Origin of the sequence: Microbacterium jejuense (assembly GCF_039544225.1) — a bacterium.
Classification (GTDB): Bacteria; Actinomycetota; Actinomycetes; order Actinomycetales; family Microbacteriaceae; genus Microbacterium; species Microbacterium jejuense.
On sequence record NZ_BAABLG010000002.1, the window covers coordinates 207790 to 221208 of the forward strand.

The window sequence follows — 13419 nt, forward strand, 5'->3', positions numbered from 1 at the left end:
GCGCCTGCGCGCACCGGGTCAGGGGAGGAGCGTGATCTTGCCGGACACGCCCTCGGCCAGCGCGCGATGCGCCGCCGCGGCGTCCGCGAGTGCGAACTGCGGGCCGAGCTCGACCGAGAAGGCACCCGCCGCGAGGAGGGCGAGGGTCACCGGTGCCGACTCGGCGCGCCAGGTCTGCTGCTGCGCCGTGAGCGGTTCGGGCGAGCCGCCGGAGAAGGCGCGGATGCCCAGGCCTGCGGCATCCGCACCCCGCACCAGCGTGGCGATCCGCCGGCGGTCGGGAACGAGCTCGAGCGACGTCTGCAGCGCCTCGTCGGTGCCCGCGGCGTCGATCGCGACGGTGACGCCCTGCGGCGCGGCCTCGCGCACCCGGTCGGCGAGCCCGTCGCCGTAGGCCACCGGGGTCGCGCCGAGGTCGCGCAGCCTGCCGAATCGTGCGGGCGACGCGGTGGCGAGGACCGTCGCGCCCCACAGCACGGCGAACTGCACCGCCGCCTGCCCCACGGCGCCCGATCCGCCGTGGATCAGCAGGGTGTCGCCGGCGCCGACGGCGAGCGAGCGCAGCGTCTGGTAGGCGGTGCCGGCGGGGATGCCGATGGCGGCCCCGACGGCGGCGCTCACGTCCGCCGGCCGCGGGTGCACGTGCTCGGCGCGGACCGCGACGGCGTCGGCGTACGCGCCGTGGGCGCCGCCGAACACGACGGCGTCGCCCACCCCGAAGCCGTCGACCCCCGCGCCGACAGCGGTGACGATCCCGGCGCCGTCCGCGCCCACCCGGCGTGGTTCGACGATGGCGGCCGAGGCGCGCAGGCCCGCGCGCAGCTTGGCGTCGATCGGGTTCACGCCCGCGGCCTGGACGCGGATCGCGACCTCGCCGGGTCCGGGCTGGACGTCGGTGGTCTCGATCTCGTGCAGGACCTCAGGGCCCCCGAACTCGGTGTACGCGATGGCTCTGGTCATGTCGTGTGAATCCCTCCGGGGTCGCGGGCCATTCCCGTGTGTCGCCGCGTGACATGCCGGCGTCCGGCGCTACTCGCGCAGCGCCTTGCCGATCCGCTGCAGCGACACCGGCTCGGCCGTGCCGAGACCTTGCGCGAACAGGCTCACCCGATACTCCTCGAGCAGCCACCGTGTATGCGCGATCGCCTCCGGCGCGTCCGCGACCGGCGGAATGGTCCCGCCGGCCTCGGCGTACAGCGCGCTCGCGCGCTCGAACTCCGTCATGCGCTGCCGGTCGCGTCCGGGGTTGTCGGCCAGCGCCTTGACGCGGTCGAGCGCACCGCGCAGGTACCGGGGAAGGTGCGCGAGCCGCGCGGTGCCGGTGCGCGACACGAAGCCGGGGAACACGAGCCCTGCCAGCTGCGCCTTCACGTCGCCGAGCGCGCCGAGCAGCGTGAGCGAGTTCGCGTCGCGCATGCTGCGCTCCACGTCGCGGGCGGCGGTGAGGATGCGCGCGGTCAGCGACACCGTCTGGAACAGCTCGTCGACGATCACCGCCGACAGCGCATCGCGCGCGGCCTCGAACCCCGCCTGGGTGCGCACGGCGCCCGGACCCGCGACGCGGGCGATGACGGCATCCGCCACGGCCACGCGACAGTCCTCGACGAGCGCCTTCGCGGACGGATACGGGGATGCCGCCAGCGCGAGCTTCTCGGGCGAGGTCAGGTGATCGAGCACGTACGCGGTGGGCGACGGCACGGCCAGCAGCGCGAGCCGTCGCACGCCGGCGCGCGTGGCGCTCACGGCGGCCTCGGGCGTCGCCTCGATGCGCAGCGCGACGGAGGAGCCCTCGTCGACGATCGCGGGGTAGCCGCGCACGACGCCGCCGGCGACGCGGGTGTCCACGACGTCCGGGAGGTCGCCGAACGTCCATTCGGTGAGTCCGGTGCGCTCCGCGAAGGCGGGGCCGGCGGGCGCGCCGGCGGGGGCGGGGCGCGAGGTGGTCGCGGGGCCCTGCGGGCCGCGGGCGGGGGCGTTGAGCGAGCGCGACACCGATGCCCGCGCCCGGTCCGACAGCCGTGCCTGCAGTGCGGCGAGGTCGCGATCTGACCCGACGGCGCGGCCGCGCTCGTCCACGGCGCGGAACGACACCTGCAGGTGGCCCGGGACGCGGTCGAGCTCGAAGTCGGCCGCGGTCACCGGCTGGTTCGCGACGCGCTGGATGCGGGCGGCGAGGGCGTCGCGCAGCGCGGTCGGCGGAAGACCGTCGTGCGCCTCGGGGCCGAGACCCGCGAGGTCGGCCGCGAAGGTCGTTGCCCAGTCCGCCGCGGGCACGACGTGCCGGCGGATCGACTTGGGCAGCGCCCGCAGCAGCGCTGTGATGAGCTCGTCGCGCATGCCGGGCACCTGCCAGTCGAAGCCGTCGGGCCGCAGCTGCGCGAGCAGGGCCAGCGGCACCACGGCCGTCACACCGTCGTCGGGTGCGCCCGGCTCGAACCGGTAGGCGAGCGAGAGAACCTGGTCGCCCTGCTGCCAGCGCGCTGGGAAGTCGCGCTCGTCGCCGCGCGATGCCTCGTCGACGAGGTCGGCCTCGGTCATGTCGAGCAGCCGCGGCGTGCGGGCGGCGGCATCCTTCCACCACGCCTCGAACGAGCGCGCGTCGAAGACGTCCTGCGGCAGACGCGCGTCGTAGAACCGGAAGACGGCCTCGTCGCCCACGAGGATGTCGCGGCGGCGCTCGCGCTCCTCGATCTTCTCGAGTCGACGGCGCAGCTCGTGGTTGCGGCGCTCGAACGCGGTCAGGCGCTTGTCGAGGTGCGACCAGTCCCAGTCGCCCTCGACCAGCGCGTGACGCAGGAACAGCTCGCGCGCGTACGGCCGATCGAAGCGGGCCAGCTGCACACGGCGCTTGGGGACGATCTCGACGCCGAAGAGCGTGACCTTCTCGTACGCGGATGCCGCACCGGACGCCTTGGACCAGTGCGGCTCGCTCAGCGACCGCTTGGCGAGGTCTCCGGCCAGCGGCTCCGCCCACTCCGGGTCGATCGCGGCGACCGTCCGCGCGAACATCCGGCTGGTCTCGACGACCTCGGCGGCCATGACCGCCTGCGGGCGCTGCTTGCGCAGCCCCGAGCCGGGGAAGATCGCGAAGCGCGTGCCGCGCGATCCGAGGTACTCGGCCGGCGGGGTGCGCCGCTTGGCGTCGCCGGCAGCGGCCTGCCCGCGACCCGCGGCGCGGGCGGCGGTGCGTTCGTCGAGCACGCCGAGCTGCGAGAGCAGCCCGGAGAGGATCGCCTTGTGCACCTGGTCGGGCTCGGCGGTGCCGTCGTGGTCGACCCCGCGGCGCGGGGCGTTCACGAGCGCGCTCAGCTGCCGATGCACGTCGGCCCACTCCCGCACGCGCACGTAGTTGAGGTGCTCGGCGCGACACAGGCGCCGGAAGGCACTGGAGCCGAGCTCAGCCTGCTTCTCCTGCAGGTGGTTCCACAGGTTCAGCAGGCTCAGGAAGTCGCTCGTCGGGTCCGTGAACCGCGCGTGGAACCTGTCGGCCTCCTCGCGCCGCTCCTCGGGCCGCTCGCGCACGTCCTGGATGGACAGGCCTGCCACGATCGCGAGCACGTCGCGCAGCACGCCCGTCCGCCGCGCCTCGATGAGCATGCGCGCGAACCGCGGGTCGATCGGCAGCCGTGAGATCTCGCGGCCGAGATCGGTGAGCGTATGGTGCTCGCGGCCGGTCTTCACGGCGCCGAGCTCGACGAGCAGATCGAATGCGGCCTTCACCCCGCGCGAGTCCGGCGGGGTGAGGAACGGGAACGACGAGATGTCGCCGAAGCCGAGCGCCAGCATCTGCAGGATCACCGACGCGAGACTCGTGCGGAGGATCTCGGGCTCGGTGAACTCCGGACGGGCCTCGAAGTCCTCCTCGGCGTAGAGGCGGATCGCGACGCCCGCGCTGGTGCGGCCGGCGCGCCCCGAGCGCTGCTGGGCCGAGGCCTGCGACACCGGCTCGATCGGCAGGCGTTGCACCTTGCTGCGGTTGCTGTAGCGCGAGATGCGGGCCGTGCCGGTGTCGACGACGTAGCGGATGCCGGGCACCGTGAGGCTCGTCTCGGCGACGTTGGTGGCCAGGATGACCCGGCGACGGACGCCCGCCACGTGGGACGGCTCGAACACGCGATGCTGCTCGGCTGCCGAGAGACGGCCGAACAGGGGCAGCACCTCGGTGGGGGCGGCGTCCTTCGCATACAGGCCGCGCACCGCGTCGGCGGCGTCCCGGATCTCGGCCTCGCCGGGGAGGAACACCAGCACGTCGCCCGCCGGCTCGCGGTCGAGCTCCCGCAGGGCCGCCGTGATGCCGTCGACGTCGTCGGACTCGTCGTCGCGCCGTGCGGTCCCTGCGCCCGTCGCGGTCCTTGCGCCCGTCGAAGGGCGGTAGCGGATCTCGACCGGGTACGTCCGGCCCGACACCTCGATGATCGGCGCGGGGGTCCCGTCGGGCTCGGCGAAGTGCTTCGCGAAGCTCTCGGGGTCGATCGTGGCGCTCGTGATGATGACCTTGAGGTCCGGCCGCTTGGTGAGGATGCGGCGCAGATAGCCGAGCAGGAAGTCGACGTTGAGCGACCGCTCGTGCGCCTCGTCGACGATGATCGTGTCGTAGCGGCGCAGCAGGCGGTCGCGGTGGATCTCGTTGAGCAGGATGCCGTCGGTCATGAGCGCGATGCTCGTGTCGGCCGAGACCTTGTCGGTGAAGCGCACCTTGTAGCCGACCGCGGTGCCCAGCGGCACCCGCAGCTCCTCGGCGACGCGCTCGGCGATCGTGCGGGCGGCGAGCCGCCGGGGCTGGGTGTGCGCGATGCGCGTGCGGCCGAGCTCCAGCGCGATCTTGGGCAGCTGCGTCGTCTTGCCCGACCCGGTGGCGCCCGCGACGATGACGACCTGGTGGTCTTGGATCGCACGGGCGATCTCGTCGCGCGCGGCGCTGACGGGGAGCTCCGGCGGGTACGAGATGACGGGTTCGGGCGCAGACATAGCCTTCGATCGTATCGCGTCGGCCGGCCGCCCGGCTTCAGTCCCGGGGGAGCCGGTGGTGCCGTCCGAACGGGGCGACCGTCGGCGTGCCGCTCACGGGGTCGGGCACGACGACCGAGTCGATGCCGAACACGTCGCGGACCAGCGCGGCATCCACGATGTCGGACGGCGCGCCGGCGGCGATGACCGCGCCGCCGCGCATCGCGACGAGGTGATCCGCATATCGGCATGCCAGGGCGAGCTCGTGCAGCACCATGACGATCGTCGTGTCGCGCTCGGCGTTGAGGTCGACGAGCAGGTCGAGCACGTCGATCTGGTGGCTGATGTCCAGATACGTCGTCGGCTCGTCGAGCAGCAGCAGGTCGGTCTGCTGCGCGAGGGCCATCGCGATCCACACGCGCTGGCGCTGGCCGCCCGACAGCTCGTCGACGGAGCGCTCGGCGAGCTCGAGCACGCCCGCCGAGGCCATCGCGGCGTCGACGATCGCGTCGTCCTCGCCCTGGCGACGGCGCAGCCAGCCCTGATGCGGATAGCGGCCGCGGGCGACGAGATCGGCCACCGTGATCGCGTCGGGCGCGACCGGCGCCTGGGGGAGGAGCCCCAGCACACGTGCGACCTCGGCCGTCGGCATCCGGTGGATGTCGCCGCCGTCCAGCAGCACCGAGCCGGACGTCGGCGGCAGCAGGCGTGACAGTCCCCGCAGCAGCGTCGACTTGCCGCACGCGTTCGCGCCGACGATGACCGTGATGCGGCCCGGCGGGACCTCGAACGTGAGCCCGTCGACGACGGTGCGGCCGTCGTAGGCGAGGGTCAGGTCGCGGGTGGCGAGCGAGCGTGCGGCGGTCATGTCGTTCCTCCGGAACGGGTGCGGTTCGACCGGGCGAGCAGCCAGGCCAGGTACGGGGCGCCGATCGCGCCCGTGACGACGCCGACGGGGAAGGAGACCCCCGGCACCAGGTACTGCGCGAGCAGGTCGGCGGCGCTCACGAGGGCCGCCCCCGTCGCCGCCGCGGCGACCAGCGAGAGCGAGGTGCGGCCGACGAGCCGCCGTGCGATCTGCGGCGCCATCAGCGCGACGAAGGCGATGGGGCCGCTCGCGCCGACGGCGATCGCGGCGAGCACCGTGGCGATGAGCAGCACGACGACCCTGTCGCGTTCGACGCGGAACCCGAGCGCCGCCGCCGTCGTGTCGCCCAGTTCGAGCGCGCGCAGCGCACGGGATCGCCACGCGAGCGCGACGAAGGCGATCACGGCGAGGATCAGGGTGATCGACACGATCGGCCACGACGCGCCGTTGAGACTGCCGACCAGCCATGTGTAGGCGACCCCCGCCTCACGGATGTCGACGCGGGTGAGCAGGTAGGACGTGAGCGCGGTCGCGAGTGCGGCGACGCCGATCCCGACGAGCACCAGGCGCAGCCCGTGGATGCCGCGCTGCCAGGTGAGCATGGCGACGGCGATCGCGGCGGCGATCCCGCCCGCGATGACGATGAACGACAGCGCGATCCCCGACGCGTGCAGCACGACCACCGCGACGACACCCGCGAACCCGGCGCCCGACGTGATGCCGACGATGTCGGGGCTCGCCAGCGGATTGCGCACCACCGACTGGAACACCGCCCCCGAAGCGCCGAGGCATGCGCCGACGATCGCGGCGGCCAGCGCGCGCGGCAGGCGCAGCTCGAGCACCACGTAGGCCGTGATGCGGTCGGCGCGTCCGGTGAACGCCGAGAGCACCTCGGCGGGAGAGAGCCCGGCCTCGCCGAGCAGCAGGGCGGTGATGAACAGCGCGACGACGACGGCGCCGAGCCCGGCGCAGACGATCGCGGTCCGCCGGCGCAGATGCGCGCGCCACGCGCGGGTCGTGGCGCCCGAGCGCGCGGTGGATGCCGCGGTCACAGGGCCACCGCCCGTCCGCGGCGTACGAGGGCGATGAAGACCGGCGCGCCGAGCACCGCGAGGACGATCCCCACCTGCACCTCGCCCGGGCGTGCGACGACGCGCGCGACCACGTCGGCGGCGACGAGCAGGGCGGCGGCGGCCGGCGCCGAGTACGCGAGGATCCAGCGGTAGTCCGGCCCGGTCGCGACGCGGACGGCGTGCGGCACGACGAGCCCGAGGAAGGCGATCGGTCCGGCGACGGCGGTGGCCGCACCCGCCAGGACCACCACGATCGCACCGGCGATCAGCCGCGAGCGTCCCACGCGCAGCCCGAGCGCCGAGGCGGTGTCGTCGCCGAGCGCGAAGAGGTTGAGCATGCGCCCGATCATCAACGCGGCGGCGGTGCCGACGACGAGGGCGGGCAGCGCGGGAAGCAGGACGTCGAACCCGCGACCGGCGAGCGATCCGACCTGCCAGAAGCGCATGGTGTCCAGCGCCTGCCGGTTGGCGATGAGCAGGCCGGCGACGAGGGACGAGAACGCCGCGGCGACCGCGGCGCCCGCGAGCGCGAGCTTCACCGGCGTGGCGCCCTCGCGACCGCGCGAGGCGACAGCCCACACGAACACGCCCGCGACGCAGGCGCCGGCGAACGCGAACCACAGATACTGCGAAGGCTGCGTGAGGCCGAACAGCACGATGCCCGCGACGACCGCCAGGGCCGCACCCTGGCTGATCCCGAGGATGCCGGGGTCGGCGAGCGGATTGCGGGTGACGCCCTGCGCGACGGCGCCGGCCAGTCCCAGCGCGACGCCGACCGCGACGCCGACGATCGTGCGCGGGAGCCGCTTGAGCACGATGGCGATGTGCTCGGGGTTCGCCGGATCGTACGCGGTCAGCGCGTCCCACACCGTGTGCAGGGGGATGGCGGCGGTCCCCACGGCGAGACTCGCCAGGCACGCGACGATGAGCGCCACGACGATGATCGCGGCGCCGAGCGCACGGCGACGCGCCGGCCTCGTCCCCGAACGGGACGAGTGCCGGCGCGTCGCGGCGGGGGTCGTGTCAGCCGACACGTGCCGCCGCGTCGGCGAGCTGCGGCACGTACTGGTCGAGCATCCACGGGATCGACAGGACGGTGGGCGCGCTCGACGCCATCACGAATGATTCGCCGACGATCGGCGCGAAGCGGCCCTGCGCGACCTGCGGCATCGCGGCCACGAGCGGGTCCGCGACGAAGGCGTCAGCCTCGTCCTGCGAGCCGAAGTAGGCGACGAGCACATCCGAGTCGAGCTTCGAGAGGCTCTCGAAGCCGAGGCCGTAGAAGTACGTCTCGTCGTCGGCCTTCGGGTCGAGCTCGGTGACCGACGGGGCCAGGGACATGCCCAGCTGGGTGAGCAGCTGCACGCGCGGGTCGCTGTCCAGGTAGAGGTTGAGGATCTCGGGCTCGTTGTTCGCGCCGTACGCGAACGTCTTGCCGTCCAGGACCGGGTACTCCGCGGCGAGGTCGGCGACGTCGGCGTCCGTCTGGGCGACGAGCGCATCGGCTTCGTCGCTCAGGCCGAGGGCCTTGCCGACGAGAGCGGTCTGGTCCTGCCACGTGGTCGCCCACGGCTGGTCGGGGTAGGCCACGACCGGCGCGATCTTGCTGAGCGCGTCGAACTCGTCCTGCGTGAGGCCCGAGTACGGCGCGAGGATGACGTCCGGGCGCACCGCGACGAACTCCTCGACGTCGATCTCTCCGGTGTCGGTGCCGGTGAGCAGGGTCGGCGTCTGGCCGCCCAGCGTCTCGATCGCATCCGCGTCCCATGGCAGCACGCCGTCGACGCCGCCGTACGCGTAGGCCGGCATCGCGGCAGGGACGACGCCGAGCGCCAGCACCGCATCCTGCGTCGACCAGCCCCACGTTGCGACGCGCTCCGGCTTCTCGGTGATGACCGCATCGCCGAGGGCGGAGGTGATCGTCACGGGGAACGCGCCGTCCGCCGCCGGAGTCCCGGCAGCGGGCTCGTCCGTCGTGGGGGAGCAGGCGGTCAGAGCCAGGACGGCGGCGAGAGCCGCGGTGACGCCGAGGGCGGCGTGAAGTCGTCGGCGCGGGCTGAAGGAGGGCATGCGTCTCCATGTGTCTGAATGTGCGGGAACCCGATTAGGTTAGCCTTGCCTCGCCCGATGTCGCCAATCCGGGGCGGGCGGACCGCGGAGACGGCGGGGGCTTCTAGGCTGGATGCATGACAGTCCCCAGCGTGACCCTCAACGACGGCAACCAGATCCCGCAGCTCGGCTACGGCGTCTTCCGGGTGCCGCCGGCCGACACGGAGCGGGCCGTGAGCGAGGCGCTCGAGGTCGGCTACCGTCACATCGACACCGCCGCGATCTACGGCAACGAAGAGGGCGTGGGCGCGGCCATCGCCGCCAGCGGCATCGCCCGCGACGACCTCTTCATCACCACCAAGCTCTGGAACGACCGCCAGGCCGGCGACGAGCCGAACGCCGCCCTCGCCGAGAGCCTCGAGAAGCTCGGGCTCGACCAGGTCGACCTGTACCTCGTGCACTGGCCCGCGCCCGCGCACGACAACTACGTGCACGCGTGGGAGAAGCTCGTCGAGCTGCGCGGCCAGGGGCTCGCCCGCAGCGTCGGCGTGTCGAACCACCTCGTGCCGCACCTGGAGCGCATCGTCGCCGCGACCGGCGTCGTGCCGGCCGTGAACCAGATCGAGCTGCACCCGGCGTACCAGCAGCGTGACATCACCGACTGGGCAGCCGCGCACGACGTGCGGATCGAGTCGTGGGGCCCCCTCGGTCAGGGCAAGTACGACCTGTTCGGAGCGGAGCCCGTCGCCGCAGCGGCTGCGGCCCACGGCAAGACGCCGGCGCAGGCCGTGCTGCGGTGGCACCTGCAGAAGGGGTACATCGTCTTCCCGAAGTCGGTGCGCCGCGAACGCCTGCAGGAGAACCTCGACGTCTTCGACTTCGAGCTGACGGCCGACGAGATCGCCGCGATCGACGCCATGGACACGGGCGACGGCTCGGGCCGCGTGAGCTCGCACCCCGACGAGGTCAACTGACGCCGGACCCCCTGCCGGAGCGGATGCCGTGAACCCTCGCCTCGCGGATGCCACGAGCCCGTACCTGAGAGCCCACGCGGGCAATCCGGTCGGGTGGTTTCCGTGGGGCGAGGAGGCGTTCACCGAGGCTCGGCGGCGCGACGTGCCCGTCATGGTGTCGATCGGGTACTCGACCTGCCACTGGTGCCACGTGATGGCCCGGGAGTCGTTCGAGGACCCCGCGACCGCCGCCGAGCTCGACGACGGGTTCGTGTCGATCAAGGTCGACCGCGAAGAGCATCCCGAGGTCGACGCCGCGTACCTGGCCGCGGCGTCCGCCTTCACCCCGCACCTCGGCTGGCCGCTCACGGTGTTCGTCACGCCGCAGGGCCGCCCGTTCTACGCGGGGACCTACTTCCCGCCGGCGCCGCGCGCCGGCATCCCGGCGTTCCGCCAGGTGCTCGCAGCCGTGCGAGAGGCATGGGCCGAGCGGCGCGAAGAGATCGACCGGACCGCGGACGCGATCGCGGACGCGCTCGCCGAGGCGCGCACGAGCGCCGCGGCGGAAACGGACTCACCGTCCGCCGAGGCGCTCGTCGTCGCCGCTCACGCGCTCGCCGCGCGTGAGGACCCGCGTCACGGCGGGTTCGGCGATCCCGCCGCCCCGGCGCCGAAGTTCCCGGTCGCCACGGCACTGCGCTTCCTGCAGGCGCGGGTCGTCCGCGAGGGCGCGGCCGATGCGGCGGCCGTCGCCGACCGTGCGCTCGTGGCGATGGCGTCCTCGCCCCTGCGCGACCCGGTCGAGGGCGGGTTCTTCCGGTACGCGACGCGACCGGACTGGACCGTGCCCCACTACGAGCGCATGCTGACCGACAACGCGCAGCTGCTCGAGGTCGCCCTCGATACCGTGCCGCCGCAGCCCGGGATCGTGCGCGGGATCGCCGCCTTCCTGATCGACGTGCTGCAGCAGCCCGGCGGCGGCTTCGGCGCCGCGCAGGACTCCGAGTCGTGGATCGACGGCGCGCGCAGCGAGGGCGGGTACTACCTGCGGGATGCCCGCGGCCGTGCGGACCTGGAACCCCCGGCCGTGGACGGCAAGGTCGTGACCGGCTGGAACGGGCTGGCGATCGGCGCCCTCGCGCGCGCCGGCGCACGACTGGGCGAACCCAGCTGGATCGAAGCCGCGCGCTGGGCCGCCGACGCCGTGCTGGAGGCCGGCACGAGCGCCGAGGGCGGGCTCGTGCGCGCCTCGCTCGACGAGATCCCGTCACGATCGCCCGCCACGCTCGCCGACCACGGCGAGCTGGCGGCGGGCCTGATCGCCCTGGCGCTGGCCACCGGCGAGGTGGCGTACGCCGTCCGGGCGCGCGAGCTCGTCGAGGCCTGCGTCGACGACGACGGGCAGGCCGCGGTGCCCGGCGGAGGAGACCCGGTGCTCGCGCAGCAGGGCATCGGTGTCCCGGATGCCGCCTCCGACGCGGACGAGCCGTCCGGCGCCGCAGCGCTTGCGGGTGCGGCCGTCGCGCTATGGCTGCTCGGCGCGGACGACCACCGGCAGCGGGCGGAGCGCCTCGTGGCCGCGCACGCCGCCGCGGCGCTCGCGCAGCCCCTCGCGTACGGCGCGCTGCTGCGGGCGGCCTCGATCCTCGCGGTCGCGCCGCGGCAGGTCGTCGTCGTGACCCCCGACCGGGATGCCGGCCTTGCGGCGGCGGCGCGCGGCATCCCCGCCGATCTGTTCGCGGTGGTCAGCCCGGAGCAGGCGGCCGCGTGGGCCGCCGCCGGGTTCGGGCTGTTCGCCGACAAGGGCCTGCGCGAGGGGCTCGCGACCGCGTACGACTGCCGGGACTTCGCGTGCCGGCTGCCGGTCACCGACCCCGCCGAGCTCGTGCCCTAGATCCAGCTGTTCATCCAGGCGTGCAGGTGCCAGAAGTCGTACGTGACGTCCATGGCCGAGATCACGGGATACCAGAAGGCCGACAGCGCGAGCGCCACGCCCAGGAACACGATCACCAGCCGCTGACCCGTCGTGCGCCGGTACGCGGTCGCGTCGGGTGGGCCGGCGATGTCTCTCAGCGCGAACGTCAGAGCGAGCAGCATGAACGGCAGGATCAGCACCGTGTAGAACTGGAAGACGGTGCGCGCGGGCAGGAAGAGCCACGGCACGTAGGTCACGGCGACTCCCGTGAGCACGAGCGCGTAGCGCCAGTCCCGCGTGCGGAAGAACCGGTACGCCAGGTACAGCACGGCGGCGACGCCCGCGTACCAGATGAGCGGGTTCGGGATGGTCGAGATCACCTCGGAGCACCCGTTCGCCGCTTCGCACCCGTTCACTCCGAACGCGTCGTGGTGCCAGTACACGCCCGTCGGGCGCACCAGCAGCGGCCACTGCCAGGCCGGGCTCGCGTAGGTGTGCCCGGAGGTGATCTGCGACGTCGACCGGTACATCGCCTCGTGGTACAGCCACAGACTCTGCAGCGCGTTGCTGCCGGACTGGCGATCGTAGCCGCCGTCGGTGACGAGCCACCCGGTCCACGACGCGAGGTAGACGCCGAGGGCGACCGGGACGAACAGCACGAACGTCGCGAGCCCCTGACGCACGGCATCCGTCGGCCAGAACACGACCCCGGCGCGCCGGCGTGCGAGCGCGTCGGTGACCACGAGGTACACGCCGAGTCCCGCCAGGACCCACGCGCCCGACCACTTCACGGCGCTCGCGGCGCCGAGGGCCGCGCCGGCCGCGATGAGCCACGGGCGGTTCCACAGGATCGGACCCCAGGACGGCGGCTCATCGCCGTCGTAGCGGGCGGCCACCGTCGCCGCGATGCGGGTCATCGTGCGCTCGCGGTCACGGATCACGAACAGGATCGCCAGCAGCACGAAGAACGTCAGCGACGTGTCGAGCAATGCGATGCGGCTCATCGAGATCGCCAGGCCGTCGACGGCCATCAGCAGTCCGGCGACGACGGCGAAGGTCGTCGAGCGCGTCAGGCGCTTGGCGATCAGCATCAGCAGCAGCACCGAGGCGGTGCCCAGCAGCGCGGTCGTGATGCGCCAGCCCCAGCCGGACTCCGGGCCGAGCACGAGCATCCCCAGTCCGATGATCCACTTGCCCAGCGGCGGATGCACCACGAAGGACGGGTTCGACGTGAAGACGTTCGGGTCGCCCGCGAGGAAGCTCGCGTTGCCGTCCGACGGCCAAGAGCCCTCGTAGCCGAGGTGCAGCATCGACCAGGCGTCCTTGACGTAGTACGTCTCGTCGAACTGGTTCATCAGATCGTGCGCGGCGCCGAGGTTCCACAGCCGCAGGATGCCGGCGAGCACGACGACCAGAGCCGGGCCGAGCCATCGGTACAGGCGCTGCGCCCGCGGGCTTGCGGCCACGCTCGTCGCGAACCGGTCGTAGAGGGTCGGGCGCGGGGGAGGCAGAAGGGGCGCGGCAGGCTGGTCGGCCTCGAGCCGCGGGGCATCCGTCACCCGGCCCAGTCTAGGCGTCGCGCCCGGAGCAACCTGGGAGGGCCGAGTCTAGGCT

Annotated in this window: 9 protein-coding genes; 2 read left to right on the plus strand and 7 right to left on the minus strand. The window is 73.4% G+C overall.

The genetic code is table 11. The features are described from left to right. Positions 1-18: 18 nt before the first annotated feature. From ABEA46_RS03340 to ABEA46_RS03365, 6 genes are all read right to left on the minus strand, one after another. Positions 19-960 carry a quinone oxidoreductase family protein gene (locus ABEA46_RS03340; protein WP_345542935.1) on the minus strand — a complete coding sequence of 314 codons (942 nt, stop codon included), beginning with the start codon at positions 958-960 and terminating at the stop codon, positions 19-21. 69 nt (positions 961-1029) lie between these two features. Next, entirely contained in the window at positions 1030-4968 is a 3939-nt protein-coding gene (hrpA, locus tag ABEA46_RS03345) for an ATP-dependent RNA helicase HrpA (RefSeq protein WP_345542937.1), read from the minus strand. Between the two features lie 37 nt (positions 4969-5005). After that, positions 5006-5815, minus strand: a complete 810-nt coding sequence (locus ABEA46_RS03350) for an ABC transporter ATP-binding protein (protein WP_345542938.1) — start codon at positions 5813-5815, stop codon at positions 5006-5008. After that, a complete protein-coding gene (locus tag ABEA46_RS03355) occupies positions 5812-6867 on the minus strand; it encodes a FecCD family ABC transporter permease (protein WP_345542939.1) in 1056 nt (351 codons plus the stop codon). The genes ABEA46_RS03350 and ABEA46_RS03355 overlap by 4 nt, the downstream gene beginning before the upstream one ends. Continuing rightward, positions 6864-7922, minus strand: a complete 1059-nt coding sequence (locus tag ABEA46_RS03360) for a FecCD family ABC transporter permease (RefSeq protein ID WP_345542940.1) — start codon at positions 7920-7922, stop codon at positions 6864-6866. Before ABEA46_RS03360 ends, ABEA46_RS03355 begins: the two co-directional genes overlap by 4 nt. Then, positions 7912-8958, minus strand: coding sequence for an ABC transporter substrate-binding protein (locus ABEA46_RS03365; RefSeq protein ID WP_345542941.1), 1047 nt, complete (start codon positions 8956-8958; stop codon positions 7912-7914). The genes ABEA46_RS03360 and ABEA46_RS03365 overlap by 11 nt, the downstream gene beginning before the upstream one ends. 116 nt (positions 8959-9074) lie before the next feature. On the opposite strand from ABEA46_RS03365, the gene ABEA46_RS03370 reads away from it, so the two are divergent. Together ABEA46_RS03370 and ABEA46_RS03375 are read left to right on the plus strand one after the other, a co-directional pair. After that, positions 9075-9911 carry an aldo/keto reductase gene (locus tag ABEA46_RS03370; RefSeq protein ID WP_345542942.1) on the plus strand — a complete coding sequence of 279 codons (837 nt, stop codon included), beginning with the start codon at positions 9075-9077 and terminating at the stop codon, positions 9909-9911. 28 nt (positions 9912-9939) lie between these two features. Beyond that, on the plus strand, positions 9940-11784 hold the full coding sequence (locus tag ABEA46_RS03375) for a thioredoxin domain-containing protein (RefSeq protein ID WP_345542943.1): 1845 nt from the start codon (positions 9940-9942) through the stop codon (positions 11782-11784). On the opposite strand, the gene ABEA46_RS03380 is transcribed toward ABEA46_RS03375, so the two are convergent. Continuing rightward, on the minus strand, positions 11781-13364 hold the full coding sequence (locus tag ABEA46_RS03380) for a dolichyl-phosphate-mannose--protein mannosyltransferase (protein WP_345542944.1): 1584 nt from the start codon (positions 13362-13364) through the stop codon (positions 11781-11783). The genes ABEA46_RS03375 and ABEA46_RS03380 overlap by 4 nt on opposite strands. Positions 13365-13419: the final 55 nt, after the last annotated feature.